This is a genomic window from Kitasatospora cystarginea (assembly GCF_039533515.1).
In the GTDB taxonomy this organism is placed as follows: Bacteria; Actinomycetota; Actinomycetes; order Streptomycetales; family Streptomycetaceae; genus Kitasatospora; species Kitasatospora cystarginea.
The window spans coordinates 82,767-97,919 of record NZ_BAAATR010000009.1; the positions used below are offsets into that span (position 1 = coordinate 82,767).

At 73.4% G+C, this 15,153-nt stretch carries 13 protein-coding genes; 9 read left to right on the forward strand and 4 right to left on the reverse strand.

Annotated features, from left to right (window positions below; genetic code table 11):
• The first annotated feature begins 93 nt into the window (after positions 1-93).
• Complete coding sequence (locus tag ABD369_RS12770) at positions 94-2,469, forward strand: glycosyltransferase family 39 protein (RefSeq protein ID WP_344636452.1); 2,376 nt, start codon at positions 94-96, stop codon at positions 2,467-2,469.
• A 141-nt stretch (positions 2,470-2,610) separates the two neighbouring features.
• Here ABD369_RS12770 and ABD369_RS12775 read toward each other — a convergent pair whose 3' ends face one another.
• Complete coding sequence (locus ABD369_RS12775; RefSeq protein WP_344636453.1) at positions 2,611-3,087, reverse strand: MarR family transcriptional regulator; 477 nt, start codon at positions 3,085-3,087, stop codon at positions 2,611-2,613.
• A 137-nt stretch (positions 3,088-3,224) separates the two neighbouring features.
• On the opposite strand from ABD369_RS12775, the gene ABD369_RS12780 reads away from it, so the two are divergent.
• Positions 3,225-4,145 carry an alpha/beta fold hydrolase gene (locus ABD369_RS12780; protein ID WP_344636454.1) on the forward strand — a complete coding sequence of 307 codons (921 nt, stop codon included), beginning with the start codon at positions 3,225-3,227 and terminating at the stop codon, positions 4,143-4,145.
• A gap of 68 nt (positions 4,146-4,213) precedes the next feature.
• On the opposite strand, the gene ABD369_RS12785 is transcribed toward ABD369_RS12780, so the two are convergent.
• Entirely contained in the window at positions 4,214-4,573 is a 360-nt protein-coding gene (locus tag ABD369_RS12785) for an ArsR/SmtB family transcription factor (RefSeq protein WP_344636455.1), read from the reverse strand.
• A gap of 107 nt (positions 4,574-4,680) precedes the next feature.
• On the opposite strand from ABD369_RS12785, the gene ABD369_RS12790 reads away from it, so the two are divergent.
• The gene (locus ABD369_RS12790; RefSeq protein WP_344636456.1) at positions 4,681-5,664 is read left to right on the forward strand and encodes a quinone oxidoreductase family protein; all 984 of its coding nucleotides are present in this window, start codon (positions 4,681-4,683) and stop codon (positions 5,662-5,664) included.
• 238 nt (positions 5,665-5,902) lie between these two features.
• Here ABD369_RS12790 and ABD369_RS12795 read toward each other — a convergent pair whose 3' ends face one another.
• On the reverse strand, positions 5,903-6,655 hold the full coding sequence (locus ABD369_RS12795; RefSeq protein WP_344636457.1) for an HNH endonuclease family protein: 753 nt from the start codon (positions 6,653-6,655) through the stop codon (positions 5,903-5,905).
• 259 nt (positions 6,656-6,914) lie between these two features.
• Here ABD369_RS12795 and ABD369_RS12800 point away from each other — a divergent pair, with 259 nt between their 5' ends.
• From ABD369_RS12800 to ABD369_RS12825, 6 genes are all read left to right on the forward strand, one after another.
• Entirely contained in the window at positions 6,915-7,409 is a 495-nt protein-coding gene (locus ABD369_RS12800) for a MarR family winged helix-turn-helix transcriptional regulator (RefSeq protein ID WP_344636458.1), read from the forward strand.
• A 262-nt stretch (positions 7,410-7,671) separates the two neighbouring features.
• The gene (locus tag ABD369_RS12805) at positions 7,672-8,304 is read left to right on the forward strand and encodes a nucleotidyltransferase family protein (RefSeq protein WP_344636459.1); all 633 of its coding nucleotides are present in this window, start codon (positions 7,672-7,674) and stop codon (positions 8,302-8,304) included.
• Between the two features lie 101 nt (positions 8,305-8,405).
• Positions 8,406-9,359 carry a hypothetical protein gene (locus ABD369_RS12810; protein ID WP_344636460.1) on the forward strand — a complete coding sequence of 318 codons (954 nt, stop codon included), beginning with the start codon at positions 8,406-8,408 and terminating at the stop codon, positions 9,357-9,359.
• Positions 9,360-9,598: 239 nt separating this feature from the next.
• On the forward strand, positions 9,599-10,393 hold the full coding sequence (locus ABD369_RS12815) for a hypothetical protein (RefSeq protein ID WP_344636461.1): 795 nt from the start codon (positions 9,599-9,601) through the stop codon (positions 10,391-10,393).
• Between the two features lie 114 nt (positions 10,394-10,507).
• Entirely contained in the window at positions 10,508-11,347 is an 840-nt protein-coding gene (locus ABD369_RS12820) for a (2Fe-2S)-binding protein (RefSeq protein WP_344636462.1), read from the forward strand.
• Between the two features lie 161 nt (positions 11,348-11,508).
• Entirely contained in the window at positions 11,509-12,531 is a 1,023-nt protein-coding gene (locus ABD369_RS12825) for a DUF2637 domain-containing protein (protein WP_344636463.1), read from the forward strand.
• A gap of 142 nt (positions 12,532-12,673) precedes the next feature.
• Here the strand turns inward: ABD369_RS12825 and ABD369_RS12830 are convergent, their stop codons facing one another.
• Positions 12,674-14,899, reverse strand: coding sequence for a SpoIIE family protein phosphatase (locus tag ABD369_RS12830; RefSeq protein WP_344636464.1), 2,226 nt, complete (start codon positions 14,897-14,899; stop codon positions 12,674-12,676).
• Positions 14,900-15,153 lie beyond the last annotated feature (254 nt).

Sequence of the window (15,153 nt, forward strand, 5' to 3'; positions counted from 1 at the left end):
TCGCGATCCCCGGCCGTCCGGCCCGGGCGAGATCACACCACGCTCATAGCTGGGGCTCATGAGAATCTCAGTGACGGCCCCGAGCGTGGTGCCATGACCTCGACCAGTTCCGCTCCTCCGACCGACGAACCGTGGCCCGAGGCTGCGAACTACCCGCCGCCGGAGCCCCCGTCGAGCGGTACGAGCGTCGCAGCCGAACAACTGCTCTTCCCCCCGGTCGAGTTGCCCGCCCACGGCCCCAAGGGCCCGGCGTCCTGGGGCGGCCGGCTGCGGACCCTGCCCGCCCGGGCCTGGCGCGGCCGCCCGGACGACCCCCGCTGGGCCCGGCCCGCGCTGCTCGCCCTGCTGGCGGCGACCGCCGTGCTCTACCTGTGGAACATCTCGGTCTCCGGCTGGGCCAACTCCTTCTACTCGGCCGCCGTCCAGGCGGGCACCCAGAGCTGGAAGGCGTTCTTCTACGGCTCCTCGGACGCCGCGAACTTCATCACCGTCGACAAGCCCCCGATGTTCCTGTGGCCGATGGAGCTCTCGGCCCGCGTCTTCGGGCTGGGCTCCTTCAGCATCCTCGCCCCGCAGGCGCTGATGGCGGTGGCCACGGTCGCCACGGTGTACGCGACGGTGCGCCGGCGCTTCTCGCCGCTGGGCGGCCTGGTCGCGGGTGCGGCGATGGCGCTCACCCCGGTCGCCGCGCTGATGTTCCGCTTCAACAACCCTGACGCGCTGCTGGTGCTGCTGCTCTCGCTCGCCGCGTACGGGCTGGTGCGGGCCACCGAGACCGCGAGCACCCGGTGGCTGGTCTTCACCGGGACGATGTTCGGCTTCGCCTTCCTCACCAAGACGCTGGCGGCCTTCCTGGTCCTGCCCGCCTTCGCGCTGATCCACCTGGTGGCCGCGCCGGCCGGCCTCTGGCGCAGGGTGCGCCAACTGCTGCTCAGCGGGCTGGCGTTGGTGCTCTCGGCCGGCTGGTGGGTCGCGATCGTCGCGCTGGTTCCGGCTTCCTCCCGGCCGTACATCGGCGGCTCGCAGGACAACAGCTTCATCTCGGTCGCGCTCGGCTACAACGGCCTTGGCCGACTGACCGGCAACGAGACCGGCAGCGTCGGCGGTGGCGGCCCGGCGGGCGGCGGAGGAGGCGGCGCGACCGGCCACTGGGGCACCACCGGCATCACCCGGCTCTTCGGCACCGACATCGGCGGCCAGATCGCCTGGCTGATCCCGGCCGCCCTGGTGCTGCTGGCGCTCGGCCTCTGGGCGACCCGGCGCCGCCCCCGCACCGACGGTGCCCGGACCGCCTTCCTGGTCTGGGGCAGCTGGCTGGTCTGTACCGGACTGGTCTTCAGCTTCATGTCCGGGATCTTCCACCAGTACTACACCGTCGCCCTCTCCCCGGCCGTCGCCGCACTGGTCGGCATGGGCGTGGACGGGCTGTGGCGAGCCCGCAAGCAGCTGCCGTACGCGGCGCTGCTGGCCGTGGTGACGGCCGGGACGGCGGTGTGGTCCTACGTACTGCTGGGACGCAGCTCGTCGTTCCTGCCGTGGCTGCGGTGGGCCGTCCTGGTCGGCGGTCTGCTGGCGGCGGCCGCACTGCTGCTTGCGGGCCGACTGGCCGGGCGGGTGGCCGCGGTGGCCGGCCTGGCCGGGCTGGCCACCGCCCTCGGCGGGCCGACGGCGTACGCACTGGACACCGTGTCGACCGCGCACACCGGCTCGATCGTGACCGCCGGGCCCCGGGTGGCGAGCGGCGACGGCTTCGGACGCGGCGGGCACGGTTTCCCGGGCGGCCCTCCCGGTGGACAGCGCGGGGGCCGGGCAGGCGGCCAGAACGGCGCCTTCCCGGGCGGCGGTTTCCCGGGCGGCTTCCCCGGCGGCTTCGGCGGTGCGCCCGGGCAGCACGACCAGGGCGGACAGCGCGGTCAGGGCGGTCAGGGCGGCACTGCCGGAGCCTGGCGGGAGTTCGGACGCAGCGGCTTCCCGGGCGGCATGGGCGGCGGTTTCCCCGGCGGCGCAATGGGCGGCGCAATGGGCGGGCTGCTCAACGGCGCCCGGGTCAGCAGCCAGCTCGCCGATCTGCTCAAGCAGAACGCCGGCTCGTACACCTGGGTCGCGGCCACCGTCGGTTCGCAGAACCAGGCCAGCTACCAACTCGCCACCGGAAAGCCGGTGATGGCCCTCGGCGGCTTCAACGGCACCGATCCCTCGCTGAGTCTGGCGGCCTTCCAGCAGTACGTGAAGGAGGGCAGGATCCACTACTTCATCGGCTCCGGCGAGGGCGGCGGCATGGGCGCAGCGGGCGGGGGCAGGAGCGCGGGCGACGGCGCCGGCGAGAGCTCCCGCTTCAACGGCGGCCTCGTGCGCGGCGGTTCGAACTCGCAGTCCAACCAGATCGCCGCCTGGGTGGCCGCCCACTACACCGCCAGGACCGTCGGCAGTGCCACGGTCTACGACCTGACGGCGCCGGCCACCAACTGAAGCACCACCGCTGACCGCCCTGGGCCCACCGGTTCTCCCCACCGGTGGGCCCTCGGCCGTCCTCAGGGTCCCTGTGGAACACCCGCAGGGCGGTCATTCGGCCGGGCGGTCAGTCGACCCGCCGTCACTGCCCCGTAGTCGCTAACCCTCCCGGGCGGCCGTGACCACCTGAGTCATCGCCAGCAGGAAGCGTCGGGCCACCGCCAGTTCCGCGGCGTCGAAGTCGCCGAGCACCGCCACCATCCCGTTGATCAGCGGACCGAAGAACGACTGCCCGAGTTCCATCGCCCCTTCCTCGACCACGAGCAGCACCCGGCGGCGGTCCCGGGTGTCCCGCACCCGGCGGATGTGGCCGAGCCGCTCCAGCCGGTCGACCAGGGCCGTCGTCCCGGCGGAGTTGAGGCGCAGCTGCTCGCCCAGCCGGCCGGGCGTCACCTCGATTCCGGCGCGTGCGGCGTCCAGCAGGTGGATCAGGGCGCGCAGGTCGGTCGGATGCAGCCCGTTCACGTTCGCGAACTCGCCGCCGAGCAGGTCGAGTTCGACGGTGAGCGCGCGCAGCAGGTGCACCAGTCGCATCGAGCTGTCGACGGCACCCGTGGAGCCCTGCTCCGTTCCCATGTTCCTTCTTCCGTCCGCTCGGGCCCGTCCGGGCTTCCACCGGGAACACCGATGGATCTAGTATCTCGCTGAGCGAGAGTGTTTCTCAGCGAGATTGTTTTCGGCAGATGGATTCTGCCAGATCCGGGGGTTGCAGCATGGGTGCACGACCGGCCGGCCCGCCCGCTTTCGGGACGCCCGAGGCCGAGACCGCCTTCTTCTCCGCGTACGAAGCCGCACTGGCCCGCTGGCCGGTCCCGGTGACGCCGGCCACCGCGCGTTCCGAGTTCGGAACCACCCGGCTCAACGCCTGCGGCCCCGAGGACGGCCGCCCGGTGGTGCTGCTGTCCGGCGGCGGCGCCACCTCGGCGGTCTGGTACGCCAACGTCGCGGCACTCGCGGCCACCCACCGCGTGTACGCGGTCGACCTGATCGGCGATCCGGGCCGGAGCATCCACGGCGGACGTCCGATCAGGCGCGCCGAGGACATGACGGCATGGCTGGACACCGTTCTCGACCACCTCGGCCTGGACTCGACCGCCCTGGTGGGCCACTCGTACGGCGGCTGGATCGCGCTCACCTACGCGCTGCACGCCCCGCACCGGGTGGAGCGGCTCGCCCTGCTGGACCCGACCCAGTGCTTCGCCGGGTTCCGATTCGGCTACCTCCTGCGGGCCCTTCCGATGCTGCTCCGGCCGACGGCCGCCCGCGCCCGCGCCTTCATCGACTGGGAGACCGGCGGCGCGCCCGCCCGAGGGCTGATCGACCCGGCCTGGTCGGCCGTGCACGCGCTCGGCACGGCGCACTTCCCGAGCTCCAAGCCGGTCACCGGTCCGCGCCCCGCCACTGAGCGGCTGCGCTCGCTCGATATTCCGACCCTGATCCTGACGGCGGAGCTGAGCCGCCCCCACCGGAGCAGCCAAGTCGCCGACCACGCAAGGGCGTTGCTGCCGAACGCCGAGGTCGCCGTGCTGCCCGGCGTCTCGCACCACGCCGTGCCGATGGCCGATCCCGCCCTGCTGAACGACCACCTGACCCGCTTCCTCGACACCCCCGCGCGGACCGCCCCCGACGCCTGACCGGGCCCGGCCGGGCGGCCGATCCGCCGCGCGGCGGCACGATCCCCACCCTCCGGCCGGTCGGCCCCTCAGTCCTCCTGGGCGACCGGCCCCGGCCCGGCCGGGCCGGCGGCCGCGGCGAGGATCGCATCCAGCACGCCGGGGAAGCGCTGCTGCAACTCCTCGCGCCGCAGCTCGTTCAGCCGCCGATTGGCCTCGCCGCGCTGCCGGATGACGCCGGACTCGCGGAGCACCTTGAAGTGGTGGCTGAGCGTGGAGGGGGCGACGTCGACCGGGAAGGTGCCGCAAGCGCGCTCGGGTTCGGCCCAGAGGGTCCGGACGATGGTCATCCGAGTGGGGTCGGCGAGGGCGTGCAGGACGTCGAGCAGGTCGATCTCCTCGGGCTCCGGGTGGTACAGCGGGGCACGACGCTGATGCGAGCGCGGCAAGGAGAGCCTCCTGAACAGCGATGTTCGACATTCATCGAATGGGGTGCTACTAATTTCGTCGTTCGTAGAACTTCGAAGGACATCGTACCCACAGGAGGCGTTCACAGATGCGTACCTTGGTGATGACCGCGCCGGGCGGCGCCGAGAGCTCGTCCGTCGTCGAGGCCGCCGAGCCCACGCCGGGGCCGGGCGAGCTGACCATCGACGTCGCGTACGCCGGGCTGAACTTCGTCGACGTGATGGCCCGCCGCGGCGACGCCGGCTACGCGACCTGGCCGCACCGCCCCGGCCTCGAGGTCTCGGGCACCGTCCGCGCCCTTGGCCCGGGGGTCACGGGCTTCACCGTCGGCGACCGCGTGGCGGCCGTGCCGAAGGGTGCCGGAATGTCCGAAGTTGCGCTCTCCAGAGCCGAGTTGACGGTACCGGTGCCGGACGGCATACCGCTCGCGGAGGCCGCCGCGACGCCGCTCGGCCTGGCCACCTCGCTGCTGCTGCTGACCGATGCCGGACGGTTCACCCCCGGCGACACCGTTCTGGTGCACTCGGCGAGCGGCGGGATCGGCAACGCGATCGCCCGGCTGGTGCCGCTGCTGGGCGGCGGGCGGCTGATCGGCACGGTCGGCCGGCCCGAGAAGATCGCCGAGGCCGAGAGCGCGGGCTACTCGCCGGCCCTCGTCCGCGACACCGGCCTCACCGAGGCGGTTCATGCCGCCACCGACGGCCGGGGAGTCGACCTGATCCTCGACCCGCTGGGCACCACCGCCCTCAACCTCGACCTGGACCTGGCGGCGCCAGGCGGCCGGGTGGCCCTGTTCGGCAACGCCACCGGCGCACCGGTCGAGGCCCTGCCGCCGGTGGGGCGACTGCTCCGGGGCAACCTCACTGTCACCGGCTTCAGCCACCGCGGGCTGGCCGCCACCGCCCCCACCAGGGTGGCCGCCGCCACCAGTCGCATCCTCGGCTTCCTCGCCGAGGGCAAGCTCGCCATGCCGGTCACCGAGGTAGCGGGCCTGGCCGGCATCCCCGCCGCCCACGACCTGCTCGCCGCGGGCCGCGGCACGGGCAAGTACGTGGCCCGGATCGGCGGCTGAGCCGATCGGAGCCCACCGGGGAGAGCGCGAGCCCGGTCAGGGCGCGGTCGCCAGCGTCGACGACATGAAGATCCGCCACCCTCAACGCCGACCCTCCGGGCGGGAGCCGATGCTCCTCCCGTCACCGCCGACGCTAGCGCTCCTCCCAGTACCAGGGCCGCAGCCGCAGGCCACCGTGGTGGAGGCGGGGGTGCCGGCGCTCATGCGAGTGCGTGCGGCCGTGCTGGGCGGATGCTCTTCAACCGTCGCACTGGCGAAGCATCGCCTTCTTGTCGTCCGGCGTCACCGGCAGCCGGTACTTGAGCGAGACCTGGGCGAAGCGCACCGCGTAGGAGCAGCGCACGGCCCCGTTGGCCGGGAGCCAGCCGGCGGGCCCGGCATCGCCCTTGGAAGCGTTCTGCGAGCCGTCCGCCGGGATCAGGTTGAGCGGGTCGTTGGCTATCTGGAGCCGCTTGGCCCGGTCCCACCTGGCCGCGCCCATCTTCCAGTCGTAGGAGAGCGGCATCACGTGGTCGATCTGTATCCGGGTGGCCTGCTGCTTGGTCCACTTGACGTTCTTGCCGGTGTACGGGTCGTAGATGGTCATCGCGGTGACCACGCAGGCCGAAGCGTCCTTGTGCTCCACGGACTTGCCGTCCCGGGCGAGCATGTCGTCCCGGGTGTCGCAGTTGTTGTGCCCGAGCGGGACGCCGTCCACGTTGTCCGTCCAGGCCGGGCCGAACTGGTCCCGGTCGTAGCCCGCCTTGGAGCCGGCGGACGCCGTCGTGACCTTGTCTATCAGGTCGCGGGCCGCCCTGCGGTCGGCGTCCGACCCTATCGGCGCCAGGCCCGGCTTGGTGCCGTCCGGATTCCGCAGCGGACTGGTCCCGAGCGCGGCCGGTTTCGCGGGGTCGTCGGAGGATTTGCCGCCGTGGCCGCCGCAGGCCGTCAGAACCGGCGCGGCAACGAGCAACAGGGCTATCGCGGACAGGGTGGTACGGCCGGCGCGCACGATGGTCTCCCCCGATGGTGTGACGTCTGACGGCGCACCAGCACACCAGGGCCGTCGGGGCCGGTCAAGCCACCACAACGGGGTGCGCACAGACATGTCGAGGCTCACATTCCCGTGCTCCGAGGCGTCCGGCCGACCGGGCGCGCGCCCGGGGAACACGGGAGGGGCCGGACGTGGGGGCGGCCGAGGGGTCACGACATCCGGGCAAGTCGTCCACATTCGGATAATCCAGTAACTTTCCAGTTGTTAGGCTGGCGTCATGCCGAACCCAGCCCCCAAGCGCCACGTCGTGGACCTCTCCGCCCAGTTGGCGCACGCCAGCCATGTCCTGGCGACCCGGATGGCCGCCGCCTTCGCCGAGATCGACATCACCCCGCGCGCGTTCTGCGTCCTGTTCCACGCCCTGGAGGCCGAGCGGACCCAGATCCAGCTGGCCGAGATCGCCGACCTCGACAAGACCACCATGGTGGTGACGGTGGACGAGCTGGAGAAGGCGGGCCTGGCCGAGCGCCGCCCGTCGGCCACCGACCGCCGCGCCCGGATCGTCTCGGTCACCCCGGCCGGCGAGCAGGCCGTCGCCAGGGGCGCGAAGATCGCCGACTGGGTGCACCGCGAGGCCCTGGCCTCCCTGCCCGCCGGGGAGCGCGAAATCTTCGCCGCCGCACTGCTGCGCCTGGTCGACGAGGGTGGGCACCTGTCCACCCCGGTCGAGAGCGAGCGAGGGGTGCGACGGAGTCGGCAGCCCCGGAAGTAGTGCGGCGGCAGCACGCAGACAAGTAAATAACTAGATAGTTTCGCAACAGCCACGCCGAGGGCGCCGCCGACCGGTCGACCAGCGGGCGGGCCGGCCGCTCGCCGTACGTCGGCTCCGTACTACGAGGCGCCATCCACCAAGTACGGGGCCTCCCGAGCGGAGTACCAGCGGTGGAAGAGTCGGTGGACCGCTGCCGGCCGTACCGCCGCCTTGTCCGATCATCCAACTGCCCGGTCCCGGCGAGAACCGCCAGACTGGCCGCATGGCAGATCACCCCCCACCGCTCCCCACCCCCGTGGCCCTGGTCCTGGCCGCCGGCGGCGGCCGGCGGCTCGGCGGGCGGCCCAAGGCGCTGATCGAGCACGCCGGCCGGCCGCTGATCGAGCACGCCCTGGCGGTGGTGCGGGCGGGGGGCTGCACCGAGACGGTCGCGGTGCTGGGCGCGGCGGCCGAACGGGTCAGGGCCACCGCCGACGTCGGCGACTGCCGGCTGGTCGACAACCCCGAGTGGGAGAGCGGTATGGGCTCCTCACTGCGCGCCGGGCTCACAGCTCTGCCGCCGGGCGCACGCGCCGTACTGGTGATGCTGGTGGACACCCCGGGGGTGACCCCGTGCGCCGTCGCCCGCCTGCTGGCCGCCCACCGTGCGGGCGCCGAGCTCGCGGCCGCCGCGTACGCCGGCAGGCGCGGCCACCCGGTGCTGATCAGCGCCCGCCACTTCGTCGAGGCCGCGGCCGGTGCCACCGGCGACGTCGGAGCCCGCGCGCTGCTCACCGCGCACGCCGCCGAGATCGTCCTGGTCGAGTGCGGCGACGTCGCCGTGCCGGACGACCTCGACACCCCGGCGGATCTCGCGCGCTGGAACGCCTCCGCCGAAACACCCCCGCGCCCCTGAAGTCCCCCTGAACTATTGCCGCATTCGGCGCCAAGCCCCCTGCGGATCAGGGACGATGGAGGGCGAACCTGCCCAGCCGACCCGAACGGACGGTGCACGCCATGGCCTCAGTGCCGCTGCCCGACGACTTCAGCGATCCGGCCTGGTTCGGCCCAGACGCCCTGCCCGAGCCCGCCGACGGCCCCGGCTTCAGCGGGTCGCCGGCCGAATCGGGGGCCGCCAGCACGGGCTCGGGCGCCGGCGCGATCCGCTGCCCGGCCTGCCGCCGCGAGCACATGTACGAGCCGCCGAGCCTGCCCTGCCCGTGCGGGGCGCAGCTGCGGGTGCCGCTGCTGCGCGGCGGCGTGCCGGTGCAGGTGCGGTTCCGCTCCTGGGAGGACTCCTGGCTGAGCATGCGCTGCCCGCACTGCAGCCGCAGCGACCAGTGGCCGCAGCCGGAGTTCACCTGCAACTGCGGCGCCACCGTCCGTCTGCCGGTGGACCGTTCGCCCCGGGCGCAGAGCACCGCCCTGCCCGGACCGGCGGCGCTGCCGGGCCAGAGCGCCCCGTTCTCGCCGCGCCCCCGCCCGTACGGGGCACGGTCGCACGGTCCGGTGCCGATGGTGCCGCCGCAGGGGTACGGCTCCGAGTTCCGCGACCGGGGCGGCCGAGGGCCGGGCGCGGGTCGGGCGCCGTTCCGCCCGCAGCCGGTGCAGGGCCAGGAGGACGCGGTGATCACGGCGGCCCGCTACCTCCAATGGCTGGGCTTCGAGGACCTGGAGTTGACGGAGGAGCAGGAGGGGCCGGCCGTCACCATGCTGGGCAGCCGGATGGTCGCCCAGGTTGACGCGGGTATCGAGCCGGCGGACGTCAAGGCCGTCGAGTGCCTCTGGCTGCAGACCCTGCACGCCGAGGAGATCGCCGCCGCGATGTTCACCGTCGGCGGGTACTCGCACCAGGCGACGGTGCGCGGCGAGCAGCTGCTGGTGGCCCTGTTCCAACTGGACGAGGCGGGACTCCCGCAGCCCGCCAACGGCGCGGCGGAGGCTCTGGCGGAGACCGGCTGGACGTCCTGACCGGCCCCGCTGCCGCCGGCCCGGCCTCACCCGTCCCGGCCCGATCAGCCGTCAACCGCCGCTGACGCACCCGTCAATCCCTACCTGACCCACAGTCAACCCAGGTATCAGGGCGCCGTGAGATCGATCACGGATTTCCGCAATCTCCGGCGCTCGTGATCTGGTGCACAAGCTCGCCCCCGTGTTGAATTGCGGCCACAGAGTCCCGTTTTCTGGACACCGCACACAAGGAGGTGGCGTTGTCGGAGCACGGTACGGACCTGGGGGGAAGCGCCGACACGGTGTGGCGGTTACGCTCGCGCGGCTGCTGGCGGGAGGCTGCCGAGCTGCTCGCACCGACCGCGGCGCAGGATCCGGACGTCGCCCTGCGCCGGGCCGAACTCCTCATCGAGCAGAGCCTGTTCACCGGGCACCACTGGCAGGAGGCGGAGCACGCGCTGCGCCTCGCCGAGGCCGGGGCCGCCGCCCCCGACCAGCGGGCGGCCGCCGCCTGCGCACGCGGCTTCCTGGCGTACGTGGCCAGCGTGCTCGGGCCTCGCGACCGGCTGGACGAGGCCCAGGCCGCACTGGGCCGGACGTCCGCCCTGCTGCCGCCGGGCGCCCCCGGACGGCCGCTGCTGGACTTCCGGCGCGGCCTGGTCGCGGAGAACCTGCTGCACGACCGGACCGCCGCCTGGATCGCCTACCGGCGGGCGCACGACGGCGCCACGGAGCGCGGTGACGAACTGCTGCGCTCGTACACCTGGGGGCACCTGGCCGCGCTGGCCCTGGCGGCGGGCGATGTGGAGCGGGCCCGGGAGGGGTTCCGGGCCTCCCTGCGGCTGCGGGAGGACCTGGGCTTCACGGTGGGTGTGGCACCCGCGCTGGCCGCGCTGGCGGAGGTGTCGGAGCCGGTCGAGGCGGCGCGGCTGCGCGCCGAGGCGGCCCGGCTGGTGCAGGCACTGGGCGGGGTTCCGGTGTGGCTCGCGCGCCGGTTGGGCGCCGTTCCCGCACCCGCCGCTCCACCGAACGGGTCCGTCGTGCGGGAAGGCTAAGCTTCCATCAGCTAAGGTGAGCCTAACCTGCCCGAGGGGAGCAGCGCCTCGGGCAGGTTCAGTCCTGCCGTAGCGGAGCTCACCGGGCTCCGGTCCACCCGATGGGGCCCGACCATGACCGTGAGCAGCACCGCGGCCGCCGCACAGGCAGTGCCCGTCCCGCAGGCCCCGCCCCCGCTGCTCGGCAGCTACGCCCGGCTGGGCCAGGTCTTCCCCGGACTGCGGGTGCACGCCGGCCCGCCGCGCACCGGTCACGGCTGGGCCCGCACCGCCGACTTCGTCCGGCACCCGGACGCCCTCGGGAAGCTGATCGCCCATGACGCCGCGCTCGGTCTGGCCGAGTACGGCCGGCCGCTGCGCCCGGACGTCGCGGCCGGGTTCTGCCTGCACCGCTACAACTGGCCGGTCGCGCTGCTGTTCACGCTGCCGTGGCTGCTGGAGCGGCGGGTGCCCCGGATCCCGGTGGAGCGGGTGTCGGTCCGCCGCAGCTCGGGAGAACTGACCGTCCAGCCGGACGGGTTCGCCTGCCTGCCGGACGATCCGGCGGCCGTCCTGCCCGGCGCCCGGGTGGTGCCGGACGAACAGGCGCTGCGGGACGGGCTGTTGGCCGCGCTGGCCGAGCATCTGGCCCCGGTGCTGGCCGCGTTCCGCCCGGAACTGCGGCGCGGCCCGCGCACCCTCTGGGGCATGGCCACCGACGACGTCGTCGAGGGCCTCTGGTACATCGGCAGCCTGCTGGATGAAGAGGCCGGGGCGGTGGCCGCCCTGGAACTGCTGCTTCCGGACGACGAGCGCCGTCCGCCGTTCGTCGGTGGCGCCGGCTTCCGCCCGGCGAAACGGCCGGACTCCCCGAGCACCTGGATGCGCGCCCGGGTGAGCTGCTGCCTGTTCTACACCGTCCGGCCGGCGGAGGCCTGCTTCAGCTGCCCTCGCACGTGCTCGAATCAGAACTGACATCGGAATACCCGCCAAATATTCGTCATATCATCCGCCGTGATTTTTCCCTGAATTCCCTCTCCTCGGTGCTTTGACGGCAAACCAGCCAAAACCCGCGCACGGTTCCGCCATGATGTCCATCACCGTCAATGCGGAGGAAAGCGAGGCTGTTTCCGGCCATGAAATTGTCCGACATACCTCTGGGCTGGGCCGTCGCGGGCGGGGTCGCGCTGGTGGTGACCGCCGTGCTGGTGGCCTTCGTCCGCACCAGGGCCAACGTCTCGGTCGGGAGCCCGGATTCCTGGGAGCGCGCCGAGGAACGCCGCCGCCGAAAGGAGTCCCTGTACGGGGCGGCATCGTACGGCCTGTTGTTCTGTTGCGCCGCCGTCGCGGCCGCGCTCTCGTTCCACGGCCTGGTCGGCTTCGGGGTGCAGAACCTCGGACTCGCCGACGGCTGGGAGTACCTGGTCCCGTTCGGCCTCGACGGCGCGGCCATGTTCTGCTCCGTCCTCGCCGTCCGGGAGGCCAGCCACGGCGACGCCGCACTCGGCTCGCGGCTGCTGGTCTGGCTGTTCGCCGGGGCCTCCGCCTGGTTCAACTGGGTGCACGCGCCGCGCGGTTGGGGCCACGCCGGGGCACCCCAGTTCTTCGCGGGGATGTCCCTGTCGGCCGCGGTCCTGTTCGACCGCGCCCTCAAGCAGACCCGGGTGGCCGCGCTCCGGGAGCAGGGCCTGGTGCCCCGGCCACTGCCGCAGATCCGGATCGTCCGCTGGCTGCGCGCGCCCCGCGAGACGTACGCCGCTTGGTCGTTGATGCTCCTGGAGGGCGTCCGCACCCTGGACGAGGCGGTCGAGGAGGTCCGGGACGACAGGCGCGAGGCCGCCCGGAACCGGGAGCGGCAGCGGCTCGCCAACCGGCGGCAGCGGGCCGAGATCAGAGCCCTGGGCCGCCGACACGGCGGGGCCTGGCGCTCACGCGACGCCCGCCGGCTGGCACCGCAGCTGGAGTCCGGCGGATCGGAGCCCGTCATAGCGGCGGCCGACGCCGCCCGGCCCGCGGAGGGGGCGGTCAGCTTCGCCGGCCTGCCGGCCCGGACGGACCGCCGCACCATCGACCTCACCCCGGACGAGGACACCATGACCCTGCCGCGCCTGGACACCCTGGAGCAGAAACTCAAGGACCTGGAGCAGCAGTTCGGCTGACCGCCGCAGCCCCTGGACGGTTCGGGGCCGGATCCGCTGGGGGCCTCCGCACGGATCCGGCCCGATCATCCTCGCCCCGGGCGGTTCTGAGAGCCTCGGCCGAGGTGAAAGTTCCGGGCGGCTCTCAAACCCCGGCCGGTGATCAGTTCTCGGCGGAGAGCTCGAACCACATCCGCTTCCCGGTGCCGCGGGGCTCCACACCCCAGCCGTCGGCGAGTGCCTCGACCAGCATCAGCCCGCGTCCGGAGGATGCCTGCTCCCCGGGTGTGCGGCGGGTCGGCCACAGGTCCGACTCGTCCTCTACCTCGACTCGCAGCCTGGCACGGCCGGTCGCCCCACCGTCCCGGGAGGCCTCCCGGTAGAGCCGGGCGGTGAACATCGCGTCCCGGTCGGTGTGCCGGATCGCGTTGGTGACCAGCTCGGAGGCCAGCAGCTCTGCGGTGTCCACCAGTTCGACGACGCCCCAGCGGCGCAGCGCGTCCCGCAGCTCACCGCGCAGTTCGGAGATCCGTGCCAGGTCCGCCTGTCCGATCCGGCGGCGCAGTTGCTGAGCGGCGAGTCCCCCGGCCGGACCGTCCCAGCGGAGCAGCAGCAGTGCTATGTCGTCCTCGCGCTCGGTGAAGTCCGCCGCCTGCGAGGTGATCCGGTCGGCCAGCAACTCCAGTGGATCGTAAGGCGATTCGCTCCGGGCGGGGAGGTCACCGCAGACCGCGGCGCAGAACCGGGCGAAGCCGGTGTCCAGGTCCATGCCCCGGGCCTCGACCAGGCCGTCGGTGCAGAGCACGACGGTCTCGCCCGGGTCCAGGCTGAACCGGGTGACCCGGTACTCCTCGTCCGGGTCGACGCCCAGCGGCAGCCCGCCCGCGACCGGGACGGGCGAGGCACTGCCGTCGGCGCGGCGGACCACCGGATCCAGATGGCCGGCCCGGACCGCGTAGACCACGCCGTAGTCCACGTTCACCTCGGCATAGGTGCAGGTGGCGAAGTGGTCGGTGTCGAGGTCGGCCAGGAAGCGGGAGGCCCGGGCCATCACGGCGGCGGGCGGGTGGCCCTCGGCGGCGTAGGCGCGCAGCGCGATCCGCAACTGGCCCATGATTCCGGCGGCGTGCACGTCGTGGCCCTGGACGTCGCCGATCACCAGGCCGACATGGCCGCCGGGGAGCGGCACCACGTCGTACCAGTCACCGCCGATCTGCAGGCCGGACCCGGCCGCCAGGTAGCGCACGGCGGTGGTGACGCCGGAGATCGACGGCACCGTGCGCGGCAGCATCACGCGCTGGAGGCCGGCGGCGAGTTCGTGCTCGGCGTCGTGCAGCCGGGCCCGGGCCAGCGATTGGGCGACCAGGCCGCCGAGGGTGGAGAGCAGGGTGCGCTCGTCCGCGTCCAGCTCCCGGTCGTCGTCGAACGAGACCAGGCAGACGCCGATGGCTCTGCCGCTGGCGACCAGCGGCAGGAAGGCCCAGGAACTGCGCGGGTTGTCGGGCGAGATCCGCGCCCAGGCCTCGGGGTAGCGCTCGCGGTACTCGTCCCGGCTGGCGATGAAGACCGGGGCGCGGTTGCGGATCGCCTCGGACGCCGGGTGGGTCAGGTCGAGCAGCGAGCGGTCGTAGGGGCGGACGCTGTCGGGGGTGTAGCCGGTGGCGCCGAGGATCTGGAGGCGGCCGGCCTCCAGGGAGGCGAGCAGCAGTCCGTCCGGCGGCAGTCCGGGCAGCGGCAGTTCGGTGAACACCCGCGCCACGTCACGGACCGTGACGGCCTCGGAGAGGGCGCGGGCGGCCTCCTTGATGAAGCGTGAGCGCTCCTCGCGCAGCGCGGCCAGCTCGCCGGCCCGCTCCCGCTTGTGCAGCTCTACGGTGGCGTCCCAGACGAACCCGACCATCCGGGACGGGCGGCCGAAGGCGTCCGCGAGCACCCGCCCGCGGAAGCGCACCGCGTGCATCCCGCCGCCGGGGAAGACCGTGCGGTAGTAGGCGCCGCACTGGCCGAGTTCGGCGATGGCGCGTTCGACCCGGCGGCGGAGGACCGGGGCGTCCTCGGGGTGGAGCAGGGCCAGGAAGGCTGCGGAGCTGCGGTCGAAGCGCTTGGGGTCCAGGCCGAGGATGGCGCAGGCCCGGTGGTCCCCCTCCAGGACGTCGCGGCGGATGTCCCAGTCGAACGAGCCGATGCCGTTCGCGGCCATCGCCGGTTCGAGCCAGTCCGGGGTGGAGTCGCCGGTGCGGGTGGGCAACCCCCGGGCTGCCGCGGGCGCGATCCGGCCGGCCGGAAGACCGGGTGCGGTGCGCAGCACGCTGCTCGGCGCGGTGCTGCGGGAGGTCTGCGCCGGTGGGGTGCGGCGCGCGGGCCCTTGCGGCTCCGGCTCAGTCGCCATGGTTCTCCTGCCGCTGCCGTGGCATGCCGTCCGGGCGGACTGCGATGGCCGTGGGGTCGTGGGACGGTGTCACGGGTGGTGGCGGTCAGTCGAGGCTCGGCTCTCCCCGCTGCCTTCCCGGACACACATTCTCACTATCCTGTCGAATGTTCGGCAAGGCGGCAATGCCCGGAGCCAGTGGGTCGACCGGCGCGGCAGTGCCCAGGGCGCGGTCCTCCGCTCGCCCGCGACGAGTGCGGGCTCGGGTTCACCGA

What these genes read in the sequence shown, in the direction of transcription:
- ABD369_RS12790 (WP_344636456.1), top strand. Translation starts at nt 4,681, where the DNA reads ATGCGTACCTTGGTGATGACCGCGCCGGGCGGCGCCGAGAGCTCGTCC.
- ABD369_RS12820 (WP_344636462.1), top strand. Translation starts at nt 10,508, where the DNA reads ATGACCGTGAGCAGCACCGCGGCCGCCGCACAGGCAGTGCCCGTCCCG.
- ABD369_RS12775 (WP_344636453.1), bottom strand. Translation starts at nt 3,087, where the DNA reads ATGGGAACGGAGCAGGGCTCCACGGGTGCCGTCGACAGCTCGATGCGA.
- ABD369_RS12830 (WP_344636464.1), bottom strand. Translation starts at nt 14,899, where the DNA reads ATGGCGACTGAGCCGGAGCCGCAAGGGCCCGCGCGCCGCACCCCACCG.
- ABD369_RS12805 (WP_344636459.1), top strand. Translation starts at nt 7,672, where the DNA reads ATGGCAGATCACCCCCCACCGCTCCCCACCCCCGTGGCCCTGGTCCTG.
- ABD369_RS12770 (WP_344636452.1), top strand. Translation starts at nt 94, where the DNA reads ATGACCTCGACCAGTTCCGCTCCTCCGACCGACGAACCGTGGCCCGAG.
- ABD369_RS12780 (WP_344636454.1), top strand. Translation starts at nt 3,225, where the DNA reads ATGGGTGCACGACCGGCCGGCCCGCCCGCTTTCGGGACGCCCGAGGCC.
- ABD369_RS12800 (WP_344636458.1), top strand. Translation starts at nt 6,915, where the DNA reads ATGCCGAACCCAGCCCCCAAGCGCCACGTCGTGGACCTCTCCGCCCAG.
- ABD369_RS12825 (WP_344636463.1), top strand. Translation starts at nt 11,509, where the DNA reads ATGAAATTGTCCGACATACCTCTGGGCTGGGCCGTCGCGGGCGGGGTC.
- ABD369_RS12810 (WP_344636460.1), top strand. Translation starts at nt 8,406, where the DNA reads ATGGCCTCAGTGCCGCTGCCCGACGACTTCAGCGATCCGGCCTGGTTC.